Source organism: Serratia sp. BNK-10, assembly GCF_047456065.1.
Lineage (GTDB): Bacteria > Pseudomonadota > Gammaproteobacteria > Enterobacterales > Enterobacteriaceae > Serratia > Serratia ureilytica.
The window spans coordinates 251,703-277,781 of the sequence record NZ_CP179894.1; the positions used below are offsets into that span (position 1 = coordinate 251,703).

Annotated in this window: 24 protein-coding genes; 11 read left to right on the forward strand and 13 right to left on the reverse strand. The window is 59.0% G+C overall.

The window, feature by feature from the left end; translation table 11 throughout:
- The gene (locus ACMGG9_RS01180; protein ID WP_414161852.1) at nucleotides 1-1,119 is read right to left on the reverse strand and encodes an HNH endonuclease; all 1,119 of its coding nucleotides are present in this window, start codon (nucleotides 1,117-1,119) and stop codon (nucleotides 1-3) included.
- Between the two features lie 229 nt (nucleotides 1,120-1,348).
- Nucleotides 1,349-1,657: a hypothetical protein gene (locus ACMGG9_RS01185; protein ID WP_414161853.1), complete on the reverse strand. Its 309-nt coding sequence runs from the start codon at nucleotides 1,655-1,657 to the stop codon at nucleotides 1,349-1,351.
- 513 nt (nucleotides 1,658-2,170) lie between these two features.
- Here ACMGG9_RS01185 and ACMGG9_RS01190 point away from each other — a divergent pair.
- The 4 genes from ACMGG9_RS01190 to ACMGG9_RS01205 are packed head-to-tail and all read left to right on the forward strand — an operon-like array spanning nucleotide 2,171 to nucleotide 3,539.
- Nucleotides 2,171-2,314, forward strand: a complete 144-nt coding sequence (locus ACMGG9_RS01190) for a hypothetical protein (protein ID WP_414161854.1) — start codon at nucleotides 2,171-2,173, stop codon at nucleotides 2,312-2,314.
- Entirely contained in the window at nucleotides 2,298-2,918 is a 621-nt protein-coding gene (locus ACMGG9_RS01195) for an RNase A-like domain-containing protein (RefSeq protein WP_414161855.1), read from the forward strand. Before ACMGG9_RS01190 ends, ACMGG9_RS01195 begins: the two co-directional genes overlap by 17 nt.
- Before the next feature lie 4 nt (nucleotides 2,919-2,922).
- Complete coding sequence (locus ACMGG9_RS01200) at nucleotides 2,923-3,210, forward strand: contact-dependent growth inhibition system immunity protein (RefSeq protein WP_197787438.1); 288 nt, start codon at nucleotides 2,923-2,925, stop codon at nucleotides 3,208-3,210.
- The gene (locus tag ACMGG9_RS01205; RefSeq protein ID WP_060434059.1) at nucleotides 3,207-3,539 is read left to right on the forward strand and encodes a contact-dependent growth inhibition system immunity protein; all 333 of its coding nucleotides are present in this window, start codon (nucleotides 3,207-3,209) and stop codon (nucleotides 3,537-3,539) included. Before ACMGG9_RS01200 ends, ACMGG9_RS01205 begins: the two co-directional genes overlap by 4 nt.
- A 24-nt stretch (nucleotides 3,540-3,563) precedes the next feature.
- Here ACMGG9_RS01205 and ACMGG9_RS01210 read toward each other — a convergent pair whose 3' ends face one another.
- Both ACMGG9_RS01210 and ascF read right to left on the reverse strand, forming a co-directional pair.
- Nucleotides 3,564-4,994 (reverse strand): 6-phospho-beta-glucosidase, encoded by a 1,431-nt coding sequence (locus tag ACMGG9_RS01210; protein WP_414161856.1) that lies wholly within the window; start codon nucleotides 4,992-4,994, stop codon nucleotides 3,564-3,566.
- A gap of 16 nt (nucleotides 4,995-5,010) precedes the next feature.
- On the reverse strand, nucleotides 5,011-6,453 hold the full coding sequence (gene ascF, locus ACMGG9_RS01215; RefSeq protein ID WP_414161857.1) for a PTS cellobiose/arbutin/salicin transporter subunit IIBC: 1,443 nt from the start codon (nucleotides 6,451-6,453) through the stop codon (nucleotides 5,011-5,013).
- Between the two features lie 284 nt (nucleotides 6,454-6,737).
- Here ascF and ACMGG9_RS01220 point away from each other — a divergent pair, with 284 nt between their 5' ends.
- The 6 genes from ACMGG9_RS01220 to ACMGG9_RS01245 all read left to right on the forward strand — a co-directional run bounded on the left by ACMGG9_RS01220 (nucleotide 6,738) and on the right by ACMGG9_RS01245 (nucleotide 14,058).
- The gene (locus ACMGG9_RS01220) at nucleotides 6,738-7,757 is read left to right on the forward strand and encodes a LacI family DNA-binding transcriptional regulator (RefSeq protein WP_139276893.1); all 1,020 of its coding nucleotides are present in this window, start codon (nucleotides 6,738-6,740) and stop codon (nucleotides 7,755-7,757) included.
- 642 nt (nucleotides 7,758-8,399) lie between these two features.
- On the forward strand, nucleotides 8,400-9,464 hold the full coding sequence (gene rffG, locus ACMGG9_RS01225) for a dTDP-glucose 4,6-dehydratase (RefSeq protein ID WP_042783600.1): 1,065 nt from the start codon (nucleotides 8,400-8,402) through the stop codon (nucleotides 9,462-9,464).
- 20 nt (nucleotides 9,465-9,484) lie between these two features.
- Nucleotides 9,485-10,354, forward strand: a complete 870-nt coding sequence (gene rfbA / locus ACMGG9_RS01230) for a glucose-1-phosphate thymidylyltransferase RfbA (protein ID WP_033651411.1) — start codon at nucleotides 9,485-9,487, stop codon at nucleotides 10,352-10,354.
- A 75-nt stretch (nucleotides 10,355-10,429) separates the two neighbouring features.
- On the forward strand, nucleotides 10,430-11,479 hold the full coding sequence (locus tag ACMGG9_RS01235) for a TDP-N-acetylfucosamine:lipid II N-acetylfucosaminyltransferase (RefSeq protein ID WP_414161858.1): 1,050 nt from the start codon (nucleotides 10,430-10,432) through the stop codon (nucleotides 11,477-11,479).
- A 54-nt stretch (nucleotides 11,480-11,533) separates the two neighbouring features.
- On the forward strand, nucleotides 11,534-12,664 hold the full coding sequence (gene rffA, locus ACMGG9_RS01240; protein WP_033651409.1) for a dTDP-4-amino-4,6-dideoxygalactose transaminase: 1,131 nt from the start codon (nucleotides 11,534-11,536) through the stop codon (nucleotides 12,662-12,664).
- Nucleotides 12,661-14,058 carry a lipopolysaccharide biosynthesis protein gene (locus ACMGG9_RS01245; RefSeq protein ID WP_072626652.1) on the forward strand — a complete coding sequence of 466 codons (1,398 nt, stop codon included), beginning with the start codon at nucleotides 12,661-12,663 and terminating at the stop codon, nucleotides 14,056-14,058. Before rffA ends, ACMGG9_RS01245 begins: the two co-directional genes overlap by 4 nt.
- A gap of 87 nt (nucleotides 14,059-14,145) precedes the next feature.
- On the opposite strand, the gene yjiA is transcribed toward ACMGG9_RS01245, so the two are convergent.
- From yjiA to ACMGG9_RS01260, 3 genes are all read right to left on the reverse strand, one after another.
- Nucleotides 14,146-15,099: a GTPase gene (yjiA, locus tag ACMGG9_RS01250; RefSeq protein ID WP_414161859.1), complete on the reverse strand. Its 954-nt coding sequence runs from the start codon at nucleotides 15,097-15,099 to the stop codon at nucleotides 14,146-14,148.
- 21 nt (nucleotides 15,100-15,120) lie between these two features.
- Nucleotides 15,121-15,324, reverse strand: a complete 204-nt coding sequence (locus ACMGG9_RS01255; RefSeq protein WP_004953088.1) for a YbdD/YjiX family protein — start codon at nucleotides 15,322-15,324, stop codon at nucleotides 15,121-15,123.
- Nucleotides 15,325-15,542: 218 nt separating this feature from the next.
- Nucleotides 15,543-17,723, reverse strand: coding sequence for a carbon starvation CstA family protein (locus tag ACMGG9_RS01260; protein ID WP_197780771.1), 2,181 nt, complete (start codon nucleotides 17,721-17,723; stop codon nucleotides 15,543-15,545).
- A gap of 436 nt (nucleotides 17,724-18,159) precedes the next feature.
- On the opposite strand from ACMGG9_RS01260, the gene sfnG reads away from it, so the two are divergent.
- Nucleotides 18,160-19,254: a dimethylsulfone monooxygenase SfnG gene (gene sfnG / locus ACMGG9_RS01265; protein WP_025305137.1), complete on the forward strand. Its 1,095-nt coding sequence runs from the start codon at nucleotides 18,160-18,162 to the stop codon at nucleotides 19,252-19,254.
- 4 nt (nucleotides 19,255-19,258) lie between these two features.
- Here sfnG and ACMGG9_RS01270 read toward each other — a convergent pair whose 3' ends face one another.
- The 6 genes from ACMGG9_RS01270 to ACMGG9_RS01295 all read right to left on the reverse strand — a co-directional run bounded on the left by ACMGG9_RS01270 (nucleotide 19,259) and on the right by ACMGG9_RS01295 (nucleotide 25,987).
- Nucleotides 19,259-20,143, reverse strand: coding sequence for a LysR family transcriptional regulator (locus ACMGG9_RS01270; protein ID WP_033641720.1), 885 nt, complete (start codon nucleotides 20,141-20,143; stop codon nucleotides 19,259-19,261).
- A 27-nt stretch (nucleotides 20,144-20,170) separates the two neighbouring features.
- Complete coding sequence (locus ACMGG9_RS01275) at nucleotides 20,171-20,863, reverse strand: MgtC/SapB family protein (RefSeq protein ID WP_019453282.1); 693 nt, start codon at nucleotides 20,861-20,863, stop codon at nucleotides 20,171-20,173.
- 116 nt (nucleotides 20,864-20,979) lie between these two features.
- Nucleotides 20,980-21,759 carry an ABC transporter ATP-binding protein gene (locus tag ACMGG9_RS01280; protein ID WP_414161860.1) on the reverse strand — a complete coding sequence of 260 codons (780 nt, stop codon included), beginning with the start codon at nucleotides 21,757-21,759 and terminating at the stop codon, nucleotides 20,980-20,982.
- 585 nt (nucleotides 21,760-22,344) lie between these two features.
- Nucleotides 22,345-23,427 (reverse strand): porin, encoded by a 1,083-nt coding sequence (locus ACMGG9_RS01285; RefSeq protein ID WP_094142342.1) that lies wholly within the window; start codon nucleotides 23,425-23,427, stop codon nucleotides 22,345-22,347.
- A gap of 31 nt (nucleotides 23,428-23,458) precedes the next feature.
- On the reverse strand, nucleotides 23,459-24,250 hold the full coding sequence (locus tag ACMGG9_RS01290; RefSeq protein ID WP_414161861.1) for an ABC transporter ATP-binding protein: 792 nt from the start codon (nucleotides 24,248-24,250) through the stop codon (nucleotides 23,459-23,461).
- 15 nt (nucleotides 24,251-24,265) lie between these two features.
- On the reverse strand, nucleotides 24,266-25,987 hold the full coding sequence (locus ACMGG9_RS01295) for an ABC transporter permease (RefSeq protein ID WP_033641724.1): 1,722 nt from the start codon (nucleotides 25,985-25,987) through the stop codon (nucleotides 24,266-24,268).
- Nucleotides 25,988-26,079 lie beyond the last annotated feature (92 nt).

The following is a 26,079-nucleotide window of genomic DNA, read 5'->3' on the forward strand; positions in this document are numbered from 1 at the left end:
TTAACCGCTAGTGGCCTCTTTCAACTCCAACTTCACCATCAGCTGTTTATTCACCTCTTTCCCATCTACCCCGCTATGAATCCGGCGATGGCAAGTCGGGCAGATGGCGCCTACCCACTGCGGGTGATCGGGGCCTTCGTCGGCTAAGCGTTTGGTGTGATGGGGTTCGAGGTAGGGCTCGCCGTTCCTTTTCTTGAATGGTGCCGGCTGATCGCAGGCTTCGCAGATGCCATTGGCGCGCTTGAGCACGTATTTTTTTACGTCTTCGCTGCGTTTGAACCAGGATTTTTTGCTGTCGCTCTGTTGGCGCTGGCCTGATATCTCTGAAGACTTTATAGCCTTTGCGCGCAACTGTTCTAAACTCTCCTCCTTCTGGCCTACTTCAGATGAGATAATCTCATGAGCAGAATCTTGAGCAGAAGATACACGGAATAGATTGAAAATTATCCCTTGCCTCATTTTTTCTTGGGTATCTTTACATTCAGCGTAGTTCCATGAATCACACTCAAATAGCCCAGCAAATTTCACGCCCGTACGTTTTTTGTTATATTCAAATAAAAGTATATCCTTACCATTCTCTTTATGGTCGCGGATATCTTTATTGCCTTTGGTAAACTGCATGTTACCTTTCTGGCCTTCTCCCGTGTAGGAGAAGTGGTCGTTGTTAGACCATCCATCTTTGTACCCATGAGTTTCGCCAGTCTCGCCGGTGAAAATGAAGATCACGGGGAATTCTTTAGGTGTCGATATTCCGCCCTGTTCTTGCCCTCCATAGAGGTCGTGGAGGTATTTACGTTTATAAACTTCGTCTTTTTCCAGTATCTCAAAAGGATGCGGTGTTTCGACGATCTCAAAACCGAGACCTTTGAGAAATTGGATGGCTTTTTCCGTTCCGCTATCGGCGTTGATTCCCTTAAACGGATAACCATTCTGCTCACTGTATGCTCTAGCGGCAATGCCTCGGATGTCGTACTTCTCGTCATTATAAAGAAGGGTGTATTTTTTAAATCGTTTTATTTCATATTGTTTTAAGAATTCATCTCGGCCAATTTTTTTATATTCTTCGATGGCTTTTAAAACGGATTCTTTTGAAGATAACGCCTCTATTGCAGTTGCCAAAACCACGTCCTCACATTACCGAGCAGACTCTGAGCAATGCGCTTGCTGACGTGAGCAGCATGCATCAATACCCAGCAGTTAACTCATCGATTTACCGAATGCGTTAACTATGCCAGGTAGGGGAGGAAATGCCTACCTTGATGAATGCTTTTGTTGTGATATGTCAGTCAGATCTATTGGAAATCGTGGGTGGGAAGGGCGATGAGCATCGCCCTGATTGTCATTTACGTTAGCCGCAGGCTTCCATCTCCCGCAACGCCCGCCCATAAAGGTTACACAGCGCAGGAACCAGATGCGCTGTAGCGTTGAGATAGTGATTCAGCTGTTCCCAGCCTTCAGTGTCCAGCTGTGGGTGCTTTTGCAGTAAATGGCCGAACAGCATCAGCCCGTGGCACAGACCTTCCGCCTGTTCGGCAGAGAGGGCGGCCAGGTCTAAGAGTTCTGAGGGATTGAAAGCGCTGAGATCGAGGTGGTTAAACAGTTGACGGTAAAGGGTAAGGGTGCTTGCAACGGATTCTGTAGTGGGAACCTTTGTCATAGGTGCATCTCCGTATGTCATTAGTTAATGACTATCACCAGAGACGCTAAACTCGGGTGGTAGCCCAGACGGGGTTAGCGTCACCGGGACATACGAACCGGCGCTTCTTGCGAAGCCCCCGCCTGAGCCACCATTATTTGGAGTGAACTAAAGCTGCTGCATTATTACATAATACAGCGGTAGTATGTCAGATTCGGAACGCTAACTCCGGCTGCGGATTTTGCCGCAGCGGAAAAACTATAACGTTATCAGTAAAAGGAAAAAATAACCTGTATAGAATTACAGTTTATTTGCTTTTAGGATTGGAATGCAGCTCGCAGTTATTTATGGTGGCCTTTTTTATTTGTAATGTTGCCTAATGTAGCGAATATAATTCATGTCATTCCATTCCCTAAATGAATGTTATGCACAGTAATCCTCTATTCACGCTGCGAAGCGTAAACCGTTCCAGTATTTATCCTTTCTAGAGCTTATGTTAATCATACGGCTTTGCTAATTCACGGATGAACGAACATGGCGAATGAAGATGAGTTGCGCATTGCCCTGTCGCCGGTGCAGCTTGCGGCGGTGCTGTCTGATGAAAGCGTCACTAAAGGTGAAACGCTCAGTAACCGCCTGCTTGGCGGTTTGGGGCTTGCCGGTGGTGGGAACGCATAGCCTGGACAGCATCAAGGCCGCTTCCAATCAGATGATTACCGGGCAGCCAACGACGACTGACACTTATCAGTCTGCCGTTTTATTGGCGCAAACACTGGGTGCCGATCGGGAAACGGCCTATAACGTTGGTTTAACGGTCGATATTGCCGTGCCTTTTGTCTTTGCTGGAGCGGTTGGCGCTGCCAGAGTCGCATCCGTGCGTATGGGGCGGGTTAAGCTGGTTGAGCATGAGTCCGTAAGCGGTAAATATCCGGGCGGGCACACATTGGCTCGGCATATAAATATAGCTCCGGAAGCGCTTATTGCCAGGCTAGCCAGGCGCCCGAAACTGATCGCGGCAAGTACCTTCAGATCGGTAAAAGAGGCCGAAAAGTATGTTTCTGTTACGGTAAAGGCGAACCGCGCAGATATTATGAATTGGGTAAAGTACGCGTCTCCCGGCAGCCGTTTGAGTGTGTATCACAATTTCACAGAATCAGTGGGTTATGGGGTATTACGCGGCAGTACTGACGTCTATCAATGTCACCGGGTTGGCGTTGTGATTGAGTTTACCCGCTATAATGGGAAACCTTACTTTATCCTTAGCGCTTTCCCTGCGAGATAAGCCGATGAAAACCAGCGAACTTGATAATCTGATCGTCGTTTATTTTGGCCAAGATTATGACCTGATAAATGCAGAGGGCGATATTACTGCGCTGATCGCAGAGTACATTCGTCTGGCGACTCATCAGCAGCGCGAGGCGTTGATCGAGGAGATAGATGCGTTATTGGCGCAGGATAATGTGGAGTCATTATTCAGCCAACGTTTCGGCTTTACCTTCAGCCCGGAGCTATGGGGAACCACCGTTCCCGCATTCCTGCAACAGGCCAGAAGCGCTGCGGTGAAAGCGCTTTGAGCACCATCATGATTCGCAATCACTTTAGCGAGCTCAGTAGCTTATTCAGTATTTACTTCGGTCAGGATTATGATCTGTTTACTGATGCCGAAACGGCCGAGGGTGTGATTGATGGCTTCCTGGAGCAAAACGGCACTCAAGTCATCCGCGATATCCTCGAGGAAACTAAAGAGTTTCAGGCTACTTATGCAGGGCGTATAAACGAAGGCATGGCGGAGCATTTTTCAGATGAATTTATGCCGGAGAGCTGGGGTACTACCGCGGTAGCGTTCTTTGCCATGTTGCAACGAAAAGCAGAGCAAAAGCTGGGGCAGCTTAAACGAATTTAAGCCCCCCAACCCCACCGCCCAAACCTACCCCAAATCCCCCCCATTGCTGGCGATCACTTTCTTATACCACCAGAACGATTTCTTGCGGGTGCGGGCGAGGGTGCCGTTGCCCTGGTCGTCGCGGTCGACGTAGACAAAGCCGTAGCGCTTGCTCATTTCGCCGGTCGAGGCGGCCACCAGGTCGATGCAGCCCCAGGTGGTGTAACCCAGCACCGGCACGCCGTCGGCGATGGCGTCGGCCATGGCGCGGATGTGTTCGCGCAGGTAGCTGATGCGGTAGTCGTCCTCAATCTCGCCTGCTGCATTGAACTCGTCGTGCGCGCCCAGGCCGTTTTCCACCAGGAACAGCGGTTTTTGGTAGCGATCGTACATCATGTTCATGGTGATGCGCAGCCCCAGCGGATCGATGCCCCAGCCCCAGTCGCTGCGCGGCAGGTGCGGGTTCGCCAGCGATTTCACCACGTTGGCGGCGCTGCTGTTGTTGTCGTTCATGTCGGCGGAGGCGCAGCGCGAGGCGTAGTAGCTGAAGGAGACGAAGTCGACGGTGTGCTTCAGGATGTCGGCGTCTTCCGGCGCCATGGCGATGCTCACGCCTTTCTCGCGGAAGACGCGGGCGGCGTAGGAGGGGTAAGCGCCGCGCGCCTGCACGTCGATAAAGAACAGGTTCTCGCGGTCTTTCTCCAGCGCGGCCCACACGTCTTCCGGCTTGCTGGACCACGGGTAGAAGTTGCCGCCGGCCAGCATGCAGCCCACCTGGTTGGCGGGGTTCACTTCATGGGCGATGCGCGTCGCCAGCGCGCTGGCCACCAGTTCGTGGTGCGCGGCCTGGTATTTCACCTGTTCAGGGTTTTCGTCCGCTTCAAACACCAGCCCCGCGCCGGAGAACGGGCTGTGCAGCAGGATGTTGATCTCGTTGAAAGTCAGCCAGTATTTCACCAGCCCGTCGAAGGCTTCGAAGCAGGTGCGGGCGTAGCGGGTGAAGAACTCCACCATCCTGCGGCTGCGCCAGGAGCCGTATTCGGTCACCAGGTGCATCGGCACGTCGAAATGGCACAGGGTCACCAGCGGCTCGATGCCGTATTGGCGGCACTCTTCGAACAGGCTGCGGTAGAAGGCGATGCCTTCGGCGTTGGGCGTCAGCTCGTCGCCGTTGGGGTAAATCCGGCTCCAGGCGATGGAGGTGCGGAACACGGTAAAGCCCATCTCCGCCATCAGCGCGATGTCGTCACGGTAGCGGTGGTAGAAATCGATGGCGTTGTGGCTGGGGTAAAACTCGTCGTCGCGCAGGCTAAAGCGCTTCTCCAGCCCGAGTTTGACCGCCATGCGGTTGGCGCCGTGCGGGATCATATCGACGGTGGTCAGCCCTTTGCCGCCCTCGCGATAGCCGCCTTCCGCCTGGTTGGCGGCCAAAGCGCCGCCCCATAAAAATCCTTTAGGGAATGTTGAGTCAGACATGCAATCCTCTGGTGTCTCAATGCGTTGCGCTGGCGGCGTTCGCCGCCGGTGCGGTTTGGCCGGGCGCGGCGGCGTTTTCCGGCAGATCCTCGAAGCCCAGTATTAGCGTGAGCGCGAACGACAGCACCACCGAGAGCGCCATCACCGCTACCACCCACACGATGCTCATCGGGTTGGCCGGATCGAAGAACTGCACGCTGGTGAACAGCCCGGGCGAGGCCATCGAATGGCTAGCCAACCCGCCGATGCCGGCGACCGCGCCGCAGACGAAGCCGCTGATCAGGCTGGCGATCAGCGGCCGTTTTAGGCGCACCGCCACGCCGTACAGCGCCGGTTCGGAAATCCCTGCCACGATGGCGGAGGCGGCGGCGGCCAGCGCGGTCTGGCGCAGCTCGCGGTTCTTGGTTTTCAGCGCCACCGCCAGCGAAGCGCCGCCCAGCGACAGGTTGGCGCCGATCTCCGAAGGCATCACCATGCCCTCTTTGCCGGTCTCGGCGATGGTCTGGATGATGGTCGGGGTGAACACCCGATGCATGCCGGTGATCACCAGCAGCGGCCAAATCGCTCCCATGATGGCCACGGAAAGCCAGCCCAGGTAGCCGTGCACGGTGTAGACCAGCGCCGAAATGCCGCTGCCGATCCAGATGCCGAGCGGGCCGATAAGCAGAATGGCGATCGGCGCGGCGATCAGCACGATCAGCATCGGCTTGAGGAAGTTCTTGGTCACCGCCGGGGTGATGCGATCCACCCCGCGTTCGATGTGCGACAGGATCCAGGTCATCACCAGCGCCGGGATCACCGTGTAGGTGTATTTCACCGCCGTCACCGGGATGAAGGCGAATTCCACCGCCTGGCCCTGCGCCGCCTTGGCCATCAGATCGATAAAGTTGGGATGCACCAGCACCCCGGCAATGGCGATCGCCAGCGACATGTTGGTCTTGAACTTCAGCGCCGCCGAGGCGGCGACCATCACCGGCAGGAAGAAGAACGCGCCGTCGCCGATCACGTTGAGGATGACGAGGGTCGAGGAGCCTTTCTCGAATACCCCGGCCATATCCAGGATCATCGCCAGCAGCTTCACCATCGAGCCGCCGATGATGGCGGGGATCAGGGGCGACATGGTGCCCACCAGCGCGTCGAGAATGCCGGCGCCGATGCCCTTCAGGGTGAGCTTGCGTTTCTCCGGGGCAGCGGGGGCCGCCGCGCCCGGCATGCCGAGCGCCAGCACCGCCTGATAGGCCTTGGCCACCTCGTTGCCGATGATCACCTGGCACTGCTCGCCGCTGTGCACCACGCCCAGCACGCCGTCGATGGCCTTCAGCGCCGGCGTGTCGATCCGCGCTTTGTCTTTCACCACGAATCTCAGGCGGGTCATGCAGTGGGTCACGGCCTCGATATTGCCCGTGCCGCCCAGGGCGGCCACGATGGCGTGCGAGATCTCTGCGTAGTTCTTCGGCATGGCGTGTCGTCTCTCAGATAGCAATTCGGATAGCCCAAAGGCGAATATTTACTGCCTGGGCGATCCGTCGTTCCATCCGTATGAAACGCCCATAAGAAACCGGTTTCACAAAATCATGTATTGGTGTTTTGTAGTTGGCAAGAACTATGATTTTTGGCGTTTCGTTTTCGTGATCTGGATCGTCAGAGATAAGTGCGCACCGACGCGCAGGGGCGCGAAAGCGTTCCAAACGCCGGGCGTCTTGGGTAGACTGCGCTGAACCCATGGATTTTGGCGGCGCACAGATGGCAACGATACTCGAGGTGGCGAAAAAGGCCGGCGTTTCAAAGGCGACGGTGTCGCGCGTTTTGTCCGGCAGCGGCTATGTCAGCGAGGAGAAACGCGCATTGGTGGATAAAGCCATCGCGGAAACCGGCTATCGGCCCAACCTGCTGGCGCGCAGCCTGGCGACCAACACCACCCAAACCCTCGGCCTGGTGGTCACCAACACCCTCTACAGCGGCAACTATTTCAGCGAACTGATGGCGCAGTCGGCGCGCATCATGGAGGCGAACGGCCGTCAACTGATCCTGGCGGACGGCAAGCACACCGCCGAAGAGGAGCGGGCCGCCATTCAGTTTTTGCTGGATCTGCGCTGCGACGGGGTGATCATCTATCCGCGTTTTCTGTCGATCGCGGAAATGGACGAGATCGTCTCCCAACACCGCCAGCCGATTCTGGTGATCAACCGGCGGCTGCGGCTGAACGACAGCTACTGCATCTTCAGCGATCAGCACGCCGCCGGCGCGGCGGCGGTGGCGCACCTGATCGCGCGCGGCCATCGCGACATCGCCTTTATCACCGGTTCGCTCGATTCCCCCACCGGGCTGGAGCGGCTTTCCGGCTACAAATCCGCGCTGGCGCAGCAGGGCATTGCGGTTAACGAGGCGTTGATCGTCGAAGGAAAATGGAACGCGCAAAGCGGCGTGGCGGCGGTCGATGCGCTGCTGGCCGGCGGGCAGCCGTTCAGCGCCATCGTCGCCGGCAACGACGAAATGGCCATCGGCGCGATGAAGCGGCTGGCGGAGCGCGGCGTGGCGGTGCCGGAGGCGGTATCGGTCATCGGCTTCGACGACATCCCGCTGGCGCCCTATACCGTGCCGTCGCTGTCGAGCATGAAGATGCCGGTCACCGAGATGATCCAGGAGACTATCAACCGCCTGTTGTCGATGCTGGACGGCGGCGAGCTGAGCAAGCGCCCCAGCTTCCCGGCCAGCCTGATCGAGCGCGAGTCGGTGGCGGCGGGGCCGTACGAGCGAAGTTGAACTCGGCAATGCGTCCATGTGGTTTGTGAAGGCGTAGGTTGGCCGTACAAGCCGTTATCACCCGGCGCAGCGCCGTCACCCCATAGCCATGACTTTTCGCGACGGCGCGTCAGTCGCTCCCCTTACCACCCTGAGTAATAATCTGAAAGAGCGCCCCAAGGCTGCTCTTTCGGGCCGCTATACGTTATGTTATCCCCCGAAAGTTTGGCCGTTCCCACCCGCTTTTAGCGATTGAAAGCATCACGCTGTCTTCTGCGACGGCATGGCTTCCTGCGTTGCGTCGGTGAACGGTTTCAGTGGCAAACCTTGCGGCCCTGCGGATGAACGGCCTGAGCGTGTCGCCGTCCGGCGGCAATACCCGAGCGACCACCAGAGATTGGCGTCTGTGAGCCAAGGGCGGTAGCGTAGCCGTCCGGCGTTTCCGGCGGCGATACCCGAACACGACGGTTGCGTGCCGACCTAAAACCAACAGAGCTGCGATGCAGCTCTGTTGGTTTTAGGGGCTTGCTCGCGGCGGGATTGGGGGAATGCTGTGATTCGATGGTCGGCAGGGTGTTTACCCACGACAAGGCCTTTAGCCGTTTTATGCGCATGTAAAACAATGTGGCGATGAAATGACCACGGCGTATTTTAGAGGATTCTATGAAAATTATCGTTACCGGCGGCGCCGGGTTTATTGGCTCGGCCGTTGCCCGCCATATTATCAATGATACCGCTGATCACATTTTGGTGCTGGATAGCCTGACCTATGCCGGCAACCTCGAATCCCTGGCGCCGATCGCCGATAGCGATCGTTACACCTTCGAGCAGGTCGATATCTGCGACCGTCAGGCGTTGGATCGCGTGTTCGCCGCCTTCCAACCCGATGCGGTGATGCACCTGGCCGCCGAAAGCCACGTCGATCGTTCTATTGACGGCCCGGCCGCCTTTATCGAAACCAACATCGTCGGCACCTACACCTTACTGGAGGCTGCTCGCCAGTATTGGCACGCCCTGGACGCCGAGCGCAAGCAGGCGTTCCGCTTCCATCACATCTCCACCGACGAGGTGTATGGCGATCTGCACGGCACCGACGATCTGTTTACCGAAACCACGCCGTATGCGCCAAGCAGCCCGTATTCCGCCTCCAAAGCCGCCAGCGATCACCTGGTGCGCGCCTGGTTGCGCACCTACGGTTTACCGACCGTCGTCACCAACTGTTCGAACAACTACGGTCCTTACCATTTCCCGGAAAAGCTGATCCCGTTGACGATCCTGAACGCGTTGGAAGGCAAGCCGCTGCCGGTATACGGCAACGGCGCCCAGGTGCGCGACTGGCTGTACGTCGAGGACCACGCGCGGGCGCTGTATAAGGTGGTCACTGAAGGCGCGGTGGGCGAAACCTATAACATCGGCGGCCATAACGAGCGCAAAAATATCGAAGTGGTGCAAACCATTTGCGCGCTGTTGGATGAGCTGGTGCCGAACAAACCGGGCGACATCGCGCATTATGCGGATCTCATCACCTTTGTCACCGACCGCCCTGGGCACGATATGCGCTATGCGATCGACGCCGCCAAAATCGATGCGGAGTTGGGGTGGAAGCCGCAGGAGACCTTTGAAAGCGGCATTCGCAAAACCGTGGAATGGTATCTGGCGAATGAGACCTGGTGGCGCCGGGTGAAAGACGGCTCCTATGCCGGCGAGCGTCTGGGTTTGACCCGTTAATCGATTTTTAAGGAAGAAGTATGAAAGGCATTGTTTTAGCGGGCGGTTCCGGCACGCGTCTCTACCCCATCACGCGCGGCGTTTCCAAGCAGCTGTTGCCGATTTACGATAAGCCGATGGTCTATTATCCGATCTCCGTGCTGATGCTGGCGGGGATCCGGGATATCCTGATCATCTCCACCCCGGAAGATATGCCCTCCTTCAAGCGCTTGCTGGGCGACGGCAGCCGTTTCGGCATCAATCTGAGTTATGAAATCCAGCCGAGCCCGGACGGCCTGGCGCAGGCCTTCCTCATTGGCGAAGCGTTCATCGGCGGCGACAGCTGCGCGCTGGTGCTCGGCGACAACATTCACTTCGGCCAGGGCTTCGGCAACAAGCTGGAGTCGGTGGTGAAGCGCAGCGAAGGGGCGACCGTCTTCGGCTATCAGGTGATGGATCCTGAACGTTTCGGCGTGGTGGAGTTCGACGATAACTTCCGCGCGTTGTCGCTGGAAGAAAAACCGGCCGTGCCGAAATCCAACTGGGCGGTCACCGGGCTTTATTTCTATGACCATCACGTGGTCGAGATGGCCAAGCAGGTGAAGCCGTCGGCGCGCGGCGAGCTGGAAATCACCACTCTCAACCAGATGTATCTGGAGCGCGGCACGCTGAACGTCGAGCTGCTGGGGCGCGGTTTCGCCTGGCTGGATACCGGCACGCACGACAGTCTGATCGAAGCCTCTCAGTTTATACATACCATTGAGAAGCGTCAGGGCTTCAAGGTCGCTTGTCTGGAAGAGATCGCCTACCGAAAAGGCTGGTTGACGCGCGAGCAGCTGGCCGCCGAAGCCAAGCTGCTCGGCAAAACGCTGTATGGCCAGTATCTGTCGCAGCTGATCGCGGAAAAATAACCCCGGCCCGGCCCGTCGTGCTCCGAACATCCGGCGCGCGGCGGGGCGCTGGACGAACCTGCATATAGAGCGGATATGAGCACTGTACATATTTGTCCTCTGGATAAATTCATCCCTTCATTCATTGAATTTGTGAATGAGAAATTCGATCCCGATGAGCACACCTTTTGGGTTTACGGCGATAAGGCGCGTTTCGCTTTGCCGCAGGCGGATAACGTTCATTATCTCGGGGCAGATCTGTTCGGCAACGTCAAGCCGACCCTGAAGTTGATGAAGGCCATTCAACGCCACGACCGGGTGATTCTGCACAGCTTCCACGGCATCAAGATGGCGCTGCTGCTGCTGTTGACCCCCTGGGTATTAAAGAAATGCTATTGGTTCATGTGGGGCGGCGATCTCTACCAATACCAAATCGGCAAGCGCAACTTCAAATGGCGCCTGACGGAGCTGCTCCGCCGCCCGGCCATCAAGCGTATGGGCAACTTTGTCACTTACATCAAGGGCGATTACGAGCTGGCTAAAAAGTGGTACGGCTGCGCCGGCCGGTGGCATGAGTGCCTGCTGTATACCAGTAACGTATACAAGAAAAACGTCATCGGCGAACGTGCGGCGGACGCGGACGATAAAACCACCATTTTGCTGGGTAATTCCGCCGATCCGACCAATAATCATTTTGCCGCGTTCGACGTTTTGGAAACCTACAAAAACGAGAATATCGAACTGGTCGTGCCGCTCTCCTACGGCAATAAACGCTATGCGGCAGAAGTGGTGGCCGAAGGCACGCGGCGCTTTGGCGAGAAGTTTGTCCCCTTGACCGACTTTATGCCTTTCCAGCACTACCTGGCGCTGCTGGAGAAAGTGGATATCGCGGTGTTCAATCACCATCGCCAGCAGGCGATGGGCAACACCATTTCCCTGCTGGGGCTGAAAAAAACGGTGTTCTTGAATCCGGGCACCACGCAGTGGGATTTCTTTCAGGAAAAGGGTATCCAGGTATTGGATCTTCAAACGTTTTCGCTACGCAGCTTGAGCGCGGCGGAAAAGGATGACAACGAGCAAAAAATCGAAGCCTATTTCTCCGCTGAGAACCTGACCGCGCAGTTAAAGGCCGTCTTTACTTCCTGATGCCGCACGGCGCACCGCCTCGGCATGCATTCAGAATCGACAACAAGGGATAACATGATACCGTTCAACAAACCACCGGTAACCGGCAACGAAATTCAATATATCAATGCGGCGTTGGAGAATGGGAAACTGTCGGGCGATGGCCCGTTCGGCAAACAGTGCCAGCAATGGTTTGAAAACAAGCTGGGGTGCAAACACGCGCTGTTGACCCCGTCTTGCACCGCCGCGCTGGAGATCGCCGCGCTGCTGGTCGATATCCAGCCGGGCGACGAAGTTATCATGCCAAGCTACACCTTCGTCAGCACCGCCAACGCCTTCGTGTTGCGCGGCGCAAAAATCAAATTCGTCGATATCCATCCTGAAACCATGAATATGGATGCAGCGCTGGTGGCTGCGGCGATCACCGATAAAACCAAAGCCATCGTGCCCGTGCATTATGCCGGCGTCTCCTGCGATATGGATGCGATCATGCGCCTGGCCGACCAACATAACCTGCTGGTGGTTGAAGACGCCGCGCAGGGCGTCATGAGCAAATACAAAGGCGATTTCGTCGGCGTTAAAGGCCATCTGGCGGCTTTCAGCTTCCATGAAACCAAAAACTACACCAGCGGCGGTGAAGGCGGCGCGTTGGTGATCAATGACGAACGCTTTATCAAACGCGCCGAAATTCTGCGTGAGAAGGGCACCGATCGCAGCCAGTTCCTGCGCGGCCAGGTAGACAAGTATACCTGGGTCGATTTCGGCAGCAGCTTCCTGCCGGGCGAACTGCAGTCGGCTTGCCTGTGGGGGCAGTTGGAACTGGCCGATGAGATCAACGATAACCGCCTGGCGACCTGGCACAAGTACTATGCGAGTTTTGCGCCGCTGGCGGAGAAAGGGCTGCTGACGTTGCCGACTATCCCTGCGGACTGCGAGCATAATGCGCATATGTTCTATGTGAAGCTGAAGGATATCGAGCAAAGAACGCAGTTCATCGCTCACCTGAAGGCCTGTGGCGTCATGGCGGTGTTCCATTATATTCCGCTGCACTCGGCGCCGGCGGGCAAGGTCTTCGGCACCTTCATCGGCGAAGACAACTACACCACCCGCGAAAGCGAGAGACTGGTTCGCTTGCCGCTGTACTACAAAATGAGCGATGCCGATCTGAATAAAGTCATTGAAAGCGTAGTGAGGTTCTTTGAGTGAACGCCCGCAAGATCCTGGCGTTCGCTATCGGGCCGATCGGTAATGCCGCGCTGGGATTGTTGACCCTACCGGTGATCACCTGGCTGTTTTCGGCGGACGACGTAGGCCGAATCAGCATGCTGAACGTGGCCGTGTCTTTCTGCGTGCTGTTTTTCAGTTTGGGGCTCGATCAGGCTTACGTTCGGGAATACCACGGCGAATCCGATCGCGGGCAGCTGTTGAAGAACGTTGCTTTCCCCGGCTTGCTGATGATCGTCATCATCAGCGCCGTGTTCCTGCTGTTCCCCGGCAGTTTGTCCGCGTTGCTGTTCGAACAGAAAGACACGGCGATAAGCTGGCTTGTCATGCTGATTCTGTTGGCTTCGTTCATCAACCGTTTCCTGTCCCTGATACTCAGGATGCAGGAGAAGGGGATGGCGTTTTCGCTCAGCCAACTGATGCCCAAGCTGATGACGCTGATCGTTATCGGCCTGTGCTATGTCCTGTTCACCCAGCATACGCTGATGCAGCTGGTGGTGGCGAACGCCGTCGGTTTTATCGCGGTGTCGCTGATGCTGATGTGGTCTTCCCGGGCGGATTGGATCGCCGCGCTGCGCAGTTCGCTGGACGCCGGCAAACTGAAAGCGATGCTCAAGTTCGGCTATCCGCTGATTTTGGGCGGGCTGGCGTTTTGGGGGCTAACCACCATCGATCGGATGTTCGTGCGAGCCTATTCCGGCTTTGAACAATTGGCTATCTTCTCGGTGGCGGTCAGCTTCGCCGGCGTGGCGAGCATTCTGCAAAGCGTATTTTCTACCGTTTGGGCGCCGATGGTCTACAAGCTGGCGGAATCCAACGAGGGCGGCGAGCAGCAGATGATCAACAAGGTCACGCAGTGCATGCTGATTGCCGTGGTTTGCCTGTTCAGTCTGGGGGGGCTATTTTCCTGGCTGGTTGACTTTGTCTTGCCCGCTAACTACGTGAATGTGAAATACATTCTGGTTGCGAGCCTGGGTTTCCCTTTGCTGTTCACGCTGTCGGAAACGACGGCGGTCGGCATCGGCCTGAGCAGAAAGACCGGTTACACCATGCTGGCTTCCTTGATCGCGTTGATTATCAACGTGGCGGCCAACGCACTGCTGGTGCCTCGTTTCGGCGCCGGTGGCGCGGCGGTCAGCACCTGCCTGGCCTTCTGGGCATTCTTGATCCTGAGAACGGAGTTCTCGATTATCAGTTGGAAGACCATGCCGCGTTTTGAAATGTATTTCTTCACTTTCCTGTGTCTGGCGGGGGCGTCGGCTTCCGCGCTGGCGGGCGAGAAAATGAAATACGAGCTGTTTGTCTATTGGGGCGTCCTGCTGGCCGTTGTGCTGGTGAGGAACCTGCGGTTCCTTAAATCGTTCGCCAAAAGATAACGTTTTCGGTCAGGCAACCCGTTGCGGGTTGCCGCCGTTTTGACTTCCCCCATCCAGCGCTATCCGATGGCGCTCACTTCTCCTGGCTCAACGCAGCCGCTGCCGAATCTCCTCCTCCGGCAAATCCACACCGATAAACACCAGCGTGCTCTTGCGCTCTTCCTCAGGCAGCCATTCCCGATCCCAGTCGGCGTTATACAGCCGCTGCACGCCCTGGAACAGCAGGCGGCGCGGCTCGTCTTCGATAGACAGAATGCCTTTGTAGCGCAGCAGGTTGTCGGCGTATTCCAGCAGCAGGCCTTCCATCACGTCGGAGATTTGCATCAGCGGCAGCGGGCGCTCCAGCGTCACGACAATTGAGCGGATGTCGCTCTGTGGCTGCGGGATGCGGCGGAACAGCGGGGCGGGCGGCGTCAGGTTGAGCTTGTCGTTCAGCGTGAAGCCTTCGATGTCGAACAGCACGCTCAGATCGATATCGCCGTGCGTGACCTTGTAGACCGGCGCGCGGGCGTTCATCCGCTGCAGCCGCTGGATCAGCGCCTCCCAGTCCGGCGCCACGTCGGTTTTGGTCAACAGGATGCGGTCGGCGTAGCCCACCTGCGCCTGGGCGATGCTGAACTGGCTCAGCTGCTGCTCGGCATGCGCCGCGTCCACCAGGGTGATGATGCCGTCCAGCAGGAAGCGCTCGCACAGGATTTCGTGCGAGAAAAAGGTCTGGGTAATCGGGCCGGGATCGGCCATGCCGGTGCATTCGATGATCAGCCGATCGAACGCCAGCTGGCCGCTGTCGACGCCGTCCAGCAGATCCAGCAGCGCGTCCGCCAGTTCGTTGGACTTGCTGCAGCAGATGCAGCCGTTGCTCAGAGTGGTGATGCGGCTGGCGCGATCGCCGATCAGCGCGTCGTCGATCGGCACTTCGCCGAACTCATTCTCGATGACCGCGATTTTATAGCCGTGTTCGGCGTTCAGGATGTGGCGCAGCAGGGTGGTTTTGCCGGCGCCCAAAAAGCCGGTCAGGATGGTGACTGCGATGGGTTTCATACGGGTCCTTGTGACTGCGGGTTAACAGCAGCGCATGCCGCCTTTGCCGTCGCCGCCGTAGCGCGCTTGCTGGCGCTCGCGGAAAAATTCTTTATAGGTCATCACCGGCTTGTCCGGGTGGTTGTCTTTCATGTGCTGGACGTAGGTATCGTAGTCAGGCACGCCCACCAACATGCGCGCCGCCTGCCCGAGGTACTTCCCCGCCTGGCCGAGATTTCCGAACATAAGCCTTCTCCAACTCTACCCTGCATCACTACAGCGCTTGCTTTAGCCTGATATTAGGGGAAGCCGGGGGATGGGGTTCCCGCAGGGATGCCCCACCTCCGGGTCGCCCCGGGTATCTCGATTGCATCGCGCCGCACGCCTGGCACCTTGCGATGCACAGGCCGTGCGGCTTTGGGTACTGCTTAACGTTTATTATGCAGGGTATCCGTTAAATCACATCAATGCTGGGTCGAAACTTTGACCTCCCCCTCAGTTACGCCGTCGGCGGGCGCGGCCTGCGGCACCGGTACGTAAGGCGTTTCCTGGTCGGTGCGTTTCGGGTTCTTGTGCGCCGCCATCGCGGTTTTTGCCCCGTAGAAGATGATGCTGTACACCACCAGCAGGAACAGAATGCTCAGCCCGGCGTTGGTGTAGTTGTTCACCACGATGTGGTTCATGTTGGCGATCTGCTGGGCGCTCAGCTCGGCGCCGCCTTCGGCGATCTTGCGTTTGTACTCGCCGGCCAGGAAGAAGAAGCCTTCCAGCTGCGGGTTGTCGCTGAACAGCTTCAGCCCCAGCGCGTAGGTGGTGCAGATCAGCAGCCACACCGCCGGCAGCACGGTCACCCAGATGTATTGGGTGCGCTTCATCTTAATCAGCACCACGGTGCCCAGCACCAGCGCCACGGCGGCCAGCATCTGGTTGGAGATGCCGAACAGCGGCCACAGGCTCTTCACGCCGCCGAGCGGATCCACCACGCCCTGATACAGCAGGTAGCCCCACAGCCCGACGCAGCCGGCGGTGCCGACGATGCCGGCCACCAGCGAGTCGGTTTTCTTCAGGAATGGCACGAAGTTGCCCAGAAGATCCTGCAGCATAAAGCGGCCGGAGCGGGTGCCGGCGTCCAGCGCGGTCAGGATGAACAGCGCCTCGAACAGAATGCCGAAGTGGTACCAGAAGCCCATGTTGGCGCCCGGAATGATCTGGTGGAACACGTGGGCGATGCCCACCGCCAGCGTTGGCGCGCCGCCGGCGCGGTTCAGCACCGAAGGTTCGCCGATGTCGGTGGCGGTCTGCAGGATCTGTTCCGGGCTGATGACGAAGCCCCAGGAGCTGACCGCCGCCGCCGCGTGCACGGTCACGTCCTTCAGCGAAGCCATGATCATCGGCGCGTCTTCAGTGCCCAGGCGGTGCAGGTCCGGCATGGTGATGCCCAGCGCCGCCGGCGGGGTGTTCATGGCGAAGTACAGGCCCGGCTCGATGATGGAAGCCGCCACCAGCGCCATGATGGCGACGAAGGACTCCATCAGCATCGCGCCGTAGCCGATAAAGCGCGCGTCGGTCTCATTGGCCAGCAGCTTCGGCGTGGTGCCGGAGGCGATCAGCGCGTGGAAGCCGGAGACCGCGCCGCAGGCGATGGTGATGAACAGGAACGGGAACAGCGTGCCTTTCCACACCGGGCCGGTGCCGTCGACGAACTGGGTCACCGCCGGCATTTTCAGCTCGGGATTGAGGATCACGATGCCGATCGCCAGCCCGACGATCACGCCGATTTTCAGGAAGGTGGCCAGGTAGTCGCGCGGCGCCAGGATCAGCCACACCGGCAGCAGGGCGGAGACGAACGCGTAGCCGATCAGCGTGAAGGTGATGGTGGTGTCTTTAAAGGTCAGCGCCGGGCCCCAGTACGGGTCGTGCGCCACCACGCCGCCGAACCAGATGGCGGCCACCAGCAGCACGATGCCGATGATTGACACTTCACCCACGCGGCCGGGGCGCAGGTAGCGCATGTAGATGCCCATAAACAGCGCGATCGGCACCGTGGAGCAGACGGTGAACACGCCCCACGGGCTTTCCGCCAGCGCTTTCACCACGATCAGCGCCAGCACCGCCAGGATGATGATCATGATCAGGAAGCAGCCGAACAGCGCGATGGTGCCCGGTATCGGCCCCATCTCTTTTTTGATGATCTCACCGAGCGAGGCGCCGTTGCGGCGCGAGGAGATGAACAGCACCATAAAGTCCTGCACCGCCCCCGCCAGCACTACGCCGCCCAGCAGCCACAGCGTGCCGGGCAGGTAGCCGACCTGCGCGGCCAGCACCGGCCCCACCAGCGGCCCGGCGCCGGCGATGGCGGCGAAGTGGTGGCCGAACAGCACGTTCTTGTTGGTCGGCACGTAGTTGAGGCCGTCGTTGTTGACCACCGCCGGGGTGGCGCGGCCGGCGTCCAGCTTCATCACCCTGGTGGCGATGTACAGGCTGTAGTAGCGGTAGGCCACCAGATACACCGCCACCGAAGCGACGACGATCCACAGCGCGCTGATGTGTTCGCCGCGGCGCAGCGCCACCACGCCGAGGCAGGCTGCGCCGAGTATCCCCAGCAGCATCCACGGAATGTGCTTTAAAATCCCCTCTCGTTTCATGAGGTATCCTTAATTCCAGTCTGCAAAATATGAATGAACTCATCCGCTTGTAAGAGATGTCAGAGTGGCGCGGTGAGCCGTAGCGTCTTTCCCGAGGTAAGGCGGGTTTAGGAACAGCTCATCATCGCCGGGGGTTAGGGGGGAAGACAGGCGTATTTCGGTCAGCGGTCAGATCCGCCGGGTGAACGGTTGGATTGGCGGGGTGAGCGGTTTGTTGCATAACCAACAGCCGCCCGTCAGCCGCTGTTGCCAATGCAGCACCCGCCCGCACCCGTCGGCTTTAAACGCCCGGTTTTTCAGCCAGATGCCTTAACGTGGCGATTGGCACGCATCCTGCTATCGGTTTTATAACCAAAACAAGGTTTTCAATATTTGGAAATCAATAATGGTTATATGCGTGCCGCATAACGGCGCCGACGGTCAGAGGGAGAGAAGCATGTCAGCAGCAAACCACTCGCAGCAGCCGATTCAGTTCGCCTACTGGGTGCCGAACGTTTCCGGCGGCCTGGTGATCAGCAATATCCCGCAGCGCACCGGTTGGGACATCGGTTATAACCGCAAGCTGGCGCAGATCGCCGAGCGCGCCGGTTTCGACTACGCGCTTACCCAGATCCGCTTCACCGCCGGTTACGGCGCGGAGAACCAGCACGAGTCGGTGTCGTTCTCACAGGCCCTGCTGGACGCCACCGAAAAGCTGAAAGTGATCGCCGCACTGCTGCCGGGGCCGTGGAACCCCACGCTGGCGGCCAAACAGATCGCCACCATCAGCCATCTTTCCAACGCGCGCATCGCGGTGAACATTGTCAGCGGCTGGTTCCGCGGCGAGTTCAAGGCCATCGGCGAGCCGTGGCTGGATCATGAGGAGCGCTACCTGCGCTCGGAAGAGTTTATCCGCTGCCTGCGCGGCATCTGGACTGAGCCCAGTTTCACCTTCGCCGGCGATTTCTACCGTTTCCGCGACTACTCGCTGAAGCCGAAGCCGCTGGCGCCGTTGCCGGAAATTTTCCAAGGCGGCAGCTCACGCGCGGCGCGCGACATGGCGGCGCGGGTCTCGGACTGGTATTTCACCAACGGCAACAGCGTGGAGGGCATTCGCCGGCAGGTGGAGGACATCCAGAGCAAGGCGCAGGCCAATCACCATCGGGTGAAGGTGGGGGTGAACGGTTTTGTCATCGCCCGCGAGAGCGAACAGGCGGCGCAGGCGGTGCTGCAGGAGATCATCGATCACGCCAACCCGGAGGCGGTGCAGGGCTTCGGGCACGAGGTGAAGAACGCCGGGGCGGCCTCGCCCGAGGGCGAGGGCAACTGGGCCAAGTCCACCTTCGAAGATTTGGTGCAGTATAACGACGGCTTTAAAACCAACCTGATCGGCACGCCGCAGCAGATCGCCGAGCGCATCATCGCGTTGAAAGACGCCGGGGTGGATCTGCTGTTGCTGGCGTTTCTGCACTTCCAGGAAGAGGTGGAGTACTTCGGCCGTGAAGTGATCCCGCTGGTGCGCGAACTGGAGCGCCAGCGGGCGGCGGCCTGAGCGTTCAACCCGTTTGCAGGGTTTGCAGCAGGTGGATAAAGGCGGCGCTGAGCGGCGGCGTGGCCGGCTCATGGCGGGTAAAGACATAAAAGCGCGCGCTGATGTCGATCCCCTGCGTCGGGATTTTCTGCAGGTGCAGCTGCGGGGCGTAGTGCGCGACGACCCGATCGCTCAGCAGCGCGATATAGCCCTGCTGCCTGACCAGGCACCAGGTCGCCAGAAAGGAGTCGGTCTCGACGATCTGGCCGTGCGGCGTGTAACGCTCGGCGATCTCGCGGATGGCGGCGTGCCCCACCGAGCAGGAGCGCGGCACCACCCATTTGGCTTCGGCCGGCGGCTGCCCGGCGGCGGTCAGGTCGCCCCCTTGATAGAGCGAGAAGCGCTCGCTCTTCAGCGCCTGCATGGCCAGATCGGCGCCGCCCGCCGCGCCGTTCAGGCTGCTGACCGCCAAATCCAGCTCGCAGTTTCTCAGCCGGGCGAGCAGGCCTTCCGGGCCGTCTTCCACCACCGTCACCCGGGTATGCGGGTAGCGGCGGTTGAAGCCTTCGAGCACCTGGGGCAGGTAGCACAGCAGCGGATCGACGCTCATCCCCACCCGCAGGCGCTTCTCGCCGCCGGCGCTCATGCCGCGCAGCTCGTCAAACGCGCTGAGCAACTGATTGGTGGCGGCGTCTATCCGCCGGTAAAACAGCTCGCCGACCGCCGTCAGGCGCACGCCGCGGTTGCTGCGCTCCAGCAACCGCGCGCCGATGGACATTTCCAGCTCTTTGAGCACCCGGCTGAGCGTCGGTTGCGAGACGGCCAGTTTTTTCGCGGCATCGTGCAAACTTCCGCAGTGAACGATGTCTTTGAACATCGTCAGATGAGCCAGTTTTGGCATGGTTTTCATGGTGGATCTCCCTGGAAGTGAACGGCATTAGCCGGAGCCGGCAATGCGGCTGTAATAGGCCTGTTTCATCATGCTGTCGTTCAGCAGTTTATTGATGGTCTGGTCGAGCACCGGCGTGGTGACGGAGGCCGGCATCAGCGTGGCGGTGATCTCCACGTCGTCGTCGCCAAAGGGTTCGATATCCAGATGCGAGATAAAGCAGTTTTCTCCTTGCAGCACCTGTTTGAATTTGGCCAGCGCTTCACGCTGCTCATGCTCGAAGGCAATGACGCAAATCTGGTAGGTGGATTCACCGTTAACGTCATTGAAGGGCTGTTTGTTGACCATATTGACCAGCGGGCGCAGCAGGGTGTTGGCGGCGAGCACGAACAGCGTGGCGGCCAGCGCATCGCCGTACAGGCCGCAGCCGGCGCAGGCGCCGACCGCCGCGGAGCCCCAGAGCGTGGCGGCGGTGTTCAGGCCGCGGATGTTCATCCCTTCTTTCATGATGGCCCCGGCGCCGAGAAAGCCGACGCCGGAGACCACGTAGGAGATGACGCGCACCGCGCCGCCGCTGCCGTCGATGGTCATGGCCAGGTGGACGAAGATCGCCGCGCTGGTGGCCACCAGCGTATTGGTGCGCAGCCCGGCAGTGCGCTGGCGGAATTGTCTTTCATAGCCGATGGCGGCGCCCAGGACGGACGCGGTCAGCAGCGTCAGCAGTGTATGAATGAAATGCATGATAATAACTCGATGTATTATCCGCTTATCATGAGCCACCCGTGGCGGGGTGACTCTTGATAAACAGGTAGTTAAGTTGGCGGGATCCGTCCCGCCAGGCCAGGCCAGGGCGGCGCTCAGTGCGCGGCGGCGATCTGCCGGCTGAGCGTCTCGCTGATTTTGTCCGTCAGCGGCTGCATCCCCTCGCGGGTGCGCGTCTCGCGGCGCTGCGCGATGTGATAGCAGCCGTCGAGGGTGCCGGCGCCCAGCAGGAGGATGCGATCAGACATCATCACCGCTTCCTCTACGCTGTGGGTCACCAGCACGATGGAGCGGGTTTTGATCTGGCGCGTGCTCCAGATGCGCAGCAGATCGCTGCGCAGGTGTTCGCCGGTATAGACGTCCAGCGCGGAAAAGGGCTCGTCCAGCAACAGCAGCATCGGTTCTACCACCAGCGCGCGCGCAAAGCCGACCCGTTGGCGCATGCCGCCGGAAAGCTCGCGCGGGTAGGCGTCGCGGTAGGGTGCGAGCCCGACCAGATCGAGCATTTTCAGCGTCTGGGTTTCGACCACCTGCGGCGGCAGATCCTGCGCCTGCAGCCCGAAGGCGATATTTTGGTAGACGTTCAGCCACGGGAAAATGGCGAAGGTCTGGAACACCATGTTGATCTGCGGATTCGGCCCCGAGACTTTTTTATCCCCCAGCATCACGGTGCCCAGATCCGGTGCGATCAGGCCGGAAAGTATGCGCAGCAGGGTGGATTTGCCCGAGCCGGACTGCCCCAAAATGCTGACGACCTCGTTATCGTAGAGGCGCAGGTTGATTTCATTCAGCACCAGGCGTTTTTCTTTACCGGTAGGCTGAACGCTTTTGCTGACGTTATTAACCGTCAGCAGCGTGGTTTTTTTTACCATCATGATGTTTCTCCACTCAATTAAAAATATGAGCATGGAAAAATGGCCGATAGTTATCACCGCGCAGGGGTAAAATAAATGCGAGCGCAAATAAGCCTGAGCGTTATCGGACTGTTAATAAGCGTATGCTGGAAGGATTAGCCTGTCAGGCGCGCCGGAGCGGCGTGCGCGGAGGCCATGCGCTGAAGGGGTAAAGCGAAGGGATGTGGTAACTGACGCATATCCTGACACTTTCAGGATGCAATGGGATGACTATTGCTCCTGTGACCTCAGCGATTCCAACAATAAAATAAACAACCAACTGTCGCCGTCCATATCATTTCCCCGTTATTTTTCGTGTGGCCATAATACGCGTGATATTGCCTGTGATTCAATGTGGTTAGGCGGAATTATCGCGGCAAAATGTAATTTAATATGAATGCGGGAAAGTTTTTCTTTATTTATTAAACGGGGCGTCAACGAAAATCATGAGAGTGAATATAGGCGCTATTTTATGGAAATATAAACCTGAATTAAACGAGAGAATAACAGGGCGGGCGCAAGACAAATAATGAACCGGCCGCAGCGCGTGCTGCGGCCGGTATCGGGTCAGAACTGATACATGATGCCGGTTTCGACAATGTCGTCGGCGCCGGCGCCGACGGCGTTCTGCCGTTGCAGCAGGTTGAGCTTGTACTCCACGTAGGTCGACATATTGGCGTTGAAGCTGTAGTTCAGCGCCAGATCCAGGTATTTGACCAGATCGGCGTCGCCGATGCCGGGCAGGTTACGGCCGCGCGTTTGCAGGTAGGCCACCGAGGGCGTGACGCCGGAATCGAAGTGATACTGCGCGACCGCCTCGACGGCGTCCGCGCGGGGGGCGAAGCCGGCGTAGCGATCGCCGTCGACATAGGTCATGTTTTCGGTGCGCGCATAGCTGGCCGCCAGGTAGAGGTTGTCCAGATCGTATTTCAGCCCCAGCGTCCAGGCCCGGGCGCGATCGCCGTCAGCCAGGCCGAAGCGCTGCTGCGCCAGGGTGCGCGCAGAGTTGGCGTAGGCGGCGCCAAAGTTTAGCCCCGCGCCGGTGTCGTAGGTGGCGGAAAAGGCGTAGCCATCGCCGTTTTGCGTCTGAATATCCTTCGCCCGCAGAGCGTCGTCCCCCCGATTCTTCCCCTGATATTGCAGGCCGAGATCCAGACCGTCCAACAGCCCGCCCAGGCTGCGGTTGTGGTAGGTCAGCAGGCCGTTGGCGCGGCCGGTCATGAAGTTGTCGGCCGCTTCGTAGCTGTCGTTGCCGAATTCGGGCAGCACGTCCGTCCAGCCGGCCACGTCATACAGCAGGCCGTAGTTGCGGCCGTAGTCCAGGCTGCCCCAGCGGCCGAACGTCAGCCCGGCGAAGCCCAGCCGGGTATAGCTATTGCCCGGCCCGGCGCTTTCCGGCTGATCGAGCCCCGCCTGATATTCCCATTGGCCATACCCTGTCAGCCCGTCGGCGATCTGCGTCTCGCCTTTGAAACCGAAACGGGTGTAGGAGCGATCGCCGTTATTGTCGGCATCGCTGCTGAAGTAATGCACTCCGTTCAGTTGGCCGTACAGATCCAGTTTATTGCCGTCTTTGTTGACGATTTCTGCCCCGGCGGCGGCCGCCGGCATCAGGATGACCAGCGCCATCAGTAAGCTTTTATGTTTCATTTCACTACCCTGAGTTAACGAAAATGCGGCCTTATCCGGCCGGTTGCGCCCGCGCGATTTTTTTGTACAGGCAGCTGCGGATCCGATCGGTGAAGTGCCGCAGGCTGTCCCGGTTGCGCGCCGCGCGGGGAATATTGATGCTGAATTCGTCATCGATCCGTTTGCTGGTCGCGTCCAGGATCAGTACCCGATCGGACATCAGCACCGCCTCTTCGACGTCGTGCGTCACCATCACCATGGCGCGCGTGCGCAGCCGGTTGTCTCCCCACAGCGCCAGCAGATCGCTGCGCAGTTTTTGCGCGGTAAAGATATCGAGGGCGGAGAAGGGCTCGTCCAGCAGCAAGACATCGGGCTCTACCGCCAACGCCCGGGCGAAGCCCACGCGCTGGCGCATGCCGCCCGACAGCTCGCGCGGCCAGGCGTGCTCATAGCCGCTCAGCCCCACCAGGCGCAGCAGCGCCTCCAGCCGCTCGGCGATCGTCTGCGGCGGCAGCTTTTGCGCCAGCAGGCCGAAGGCGATGTTGTCGTACACCGTCAGCCAGGGGTAGAGCGCGTAGGATTGAAACACCATGCCGGCGTTGGCGCTCGGGCCGCAGACCGGTTTGCCCGCCAGGGTGAGCGTGCCGCTGTCCGGCGGGATCAGCCCGGCCAGCATGCGCAGCAGCGTGGACTTGCCCGAACCGGATTGCCCCAGAATGGTGACGAACTCGCCGGCGTGCACGGTCAGCGACACGTCGCGCAGCACGGGGGTGGGGCGCTTGTTTTCGCCGATAAACGTCTTGTTCAATCGACGGGCGCTGATAATCACGTCTTGAGTCAGCATGTTGTTCCCCCTTGATCAGTCATATTTGAATTTGGTTTCCGCGATGCGATACAGCGGTTGCCAGACGAAGATGATGCACAGCGCCACCAGCGCGCACATCGCGGCGCAGCCCAGTGCGGACTCCGGGTTCTTGCCGGCGTCGGTGACGACGGAAATGAACGCGCCCAGCCCGGTGGCGCTGAGGGTGGTGCTGCCCCACTGGATCACTTCGGCGGCGATGGCGCTGTTCCAGGCGCCGCCGGCGGCGGAGATGATGCCGGTCACGATGTAGGGGAAGATCGCCGGCAGCATGTAGTAGCGCCACCAGCGGAAACGGCGCAGGCCGAAGGTTTCGCTGACCTCGGTGATCTGCGTCGGAATGGCGGAAACGCCGGCGATCACGTTGAACAACACGTACCACTGGGTGCCCAGCATGATCATCGGAATGGCCCACCAGCCGAGATCCTGATGATAAATGGCGATGAAGGCGGCGATCAGCGGGTAGAAAATGTTGGGCGGAATGGCCGCCAGGATCTGGATGATCGGCTGGAAGATCTTCACCAGGCGCGGATTCAGGCCGATCCACACCCCCAGCGGCGTGAAGATCGCCACGCTGAGCAGCATGGCCGCGGCCACGCGCGCGGTGGTGAGCAGCATCCACTCCGGCAGCATGGCGAAGTACTGTTTGGGGAAGTATTCCCACAGCCGGTAACCGAACCAGACGCAGGCCAGCACCACGCCGAGATACCACAGGCTGCGCCACAGCCAATTGCCTTTGGCGGCGAGGCGAAACAGGCGGTGCAGGCCGAGGGCGTACCACAGCCGCGGCAGCTTGAACAGCCACAGATCAGCCAGCGCGCGCAGCGTGCGGCCGAGCGCCGCGCCGACGTGCGAAAAGGCCAGACTGTTGTAGAACCACGGATTGCCGAGCGCCCGATTGGCGGTAACGTCTTCGTATTTGAAGCGGGCGGTGTAACGCACCAGCGGGCGGAAAACCAGCTGATCGAGCAGCACGATGTTGGCGGCCAGCGCGACGATCGCATACAGGATCGCCGGCACGTTCTGCTGCGCCAGCGCTTCGGCGATATAGGAGCCGACGCCGGGCAGTTCGACCGAGCGATCGCCGACCGGAATGGCTTCGGAGGCCACCAGGGCGAACCAGGCGGCGGATTGCGACACCATGGCGTTCCACAGCAGGCCCGGCACCGAATAGATGAATTCCAGCCGCCAGAAGCGTTGCCACGGGTTGTAATTGAAGCTGCGGGCGGCTTCGTCCAGCTCCTTGGGCACGATGCGCAGCGTCTGATACAGCGTCAGCATCATGTTCCAGGCCTGGCCGGTAAACACCGCGAAGATGGCGGTGCACTCCAGCCCCATCACGCTGTGTGGGTAGAGGTTGAGAAAGTACACGGTCGTGAAGGTCAGGAACCCCACCAGCGGCACCGACTCCATAAAGTTGACGAAGGGCAGGATCACCCGGCGCAGCGGCGCATAGCGCGCGGCCAGCACGGCGAACACCACAGAAAACAGCAGCGACCAGGCCATGCCGAGGAGAAAACGCATGCTGGTTCTGAGCGAATAATAAAGCAGGTTCCAGGCATCGAGACTAATGGCAGAGACGTTTTGTTCATTGAAGTCGCCGTGCATGTCGCCCCACGCGCGAATAAAAAAGGCAATGAAGAAAACGCCGATGGCGATAACGATAAAGTCATTTAAATAAGACTTTCTGAAAACAGATGTACCCCGGTTATTTTGCATAACGCAATACCTTATTTTTCCCATAAGAAATCCGTCGGCGCTCGGGTAATAGGCCCGGCGACATCAGATAAATACCGCCACAGCGGTTGAGA

Coding starts and splice junctions, on each gene's coding strand:
- ACMGG9_RS01185 (WP_414161853.1), bottom strand. CDS start 1,657: ATGACAAAGGTTCCCACTACAGAATCCGTTGCAAGCACCCTTACCCTT.
- ACMGG9_RS01190 (WP_414161854.1), top strand. CDS start 2,171: ATGGCGAATGAAGATGAGTTGCGCATTGCCCTGTCGCCGGTGCAGCTT.
- ACMGG9_RS01200 (WP_197787438.1), top strand. CDS start 2,923: ATGAAAACCAGCGAACTTGATAATCTGATCGTCGTTTATTTTGGCCAA.
- ACMGG9_RS01210 (WP_414161856.1), bottom strand. CDS start 4,994: ATGTCTGACTCAACATTCCCTAAAGGATTTTTATGGGGCGGCGCTTTG.
- ascF (WP_414161857.1), bottom strand. CDS start 6,453: ATGCCGAAGAACTACGCAGAGATCTCGCACGCCATCGTGGCCGCCCTG.
- ACMGG9_RS01220 (WP_139276893.1), top strand. CDS start 6,738: ATGGCAACGATACTCGAGGTGGCGAAAAAGGCCGGCGTTTCAAAGGCG.
- rffG (WP_042783600.1), top strand. CDS start 8,400: ATGAAAATTATCGTTACCGGCGGCGCCGGGTTTATTGGCTCGGCCGTT.
- rfbA (WP_033651411.1), top strand. CDS start 9,485: ATGAAAGGCATTGTTTTAGCGGGCGGTTCCGGCACGCGTCTCTACCCC.
- ACMGG9_RS01235 (WP_414161858.1), top strand. CDS start 10,430: ATGAGCACTGTACATATTTGTCCTCTGGATAAATTCATCCCTTCATTC.
- rffA (WP_033651409.1), top strand. CDS start 11,534: ATGATACCGTTCAACAAACCACCGGTAACCGGCAACGAAATTCAATAT.
- yjiA (WP_414161859.1), bottom strand. CDS start 15,099: ATGAAACCCATCGCAGTCACCATCCTGACCGGCTTTTTGGGCGCCGGC.
- ACMGG9_RS01255 (WP_004953088.1), bottom strand. CDS start 15,324: ATGTTCGGAAATCTCGGCCAGGCGGGGAAGTACCTCGGGCAGGCGGCG.
- ACMGG9_RS01260 (WP_197780771.1), bottom strand. CDS start 17,723: ATGAAACGAGAGGGGATTTTAAAGCACATTCCGTGGATGCTGCTGGGG.
- sfnG (WP_025305137.1), top strand. CDS start 18,160: ATGTCAGCAGCAAACCACTCGCAGCAGCCGATTCAGTTCGCCTACTGG.
- ACMGG9_RS01270 (WP_033641720.1), bottom strand. CDS start 20,143: ATGAAAACCATGCCAAAACTGGCTCATCTGACGATGTTCAAAGACATC.
- ACMGG9_RS01275 (WP_019453282.1), bottom strand. CDS start 20,863: ATGCATTTCATTCATACACTGCTGACGCTGCTGACCGCGTCCGTCCTG.
- ACMGG9_RS01280 (WP_414161860.1), bottom strand. CDS start 21,759: ATGATGGTAAAAAAAACCACGCTGCTGACGGTTAATAACGTCAGCAAA.
- ACMGG9_RS01285 (WP_094142342.1), bottom strand. CDS start 23,427: ATGAAACATAAAAGCTTACTGATGGCGCTGGTCATCCTGATGCCGGCG.
- ACMGG9_RS01290 (WP_414161861.1), bottom strand. CDS start 24,250: ATGCTGACTCAAGACGTGATTATCAGCGCCCGTCGATTGAACAAGACG.
- ACMGG9_RS01295 (WP_033641724.1), bottom strand. CDS start 25,987: ATGCAAAATAACCGGGGTACATCTGTTTTCAGAAAGTCTTATTTAAAT.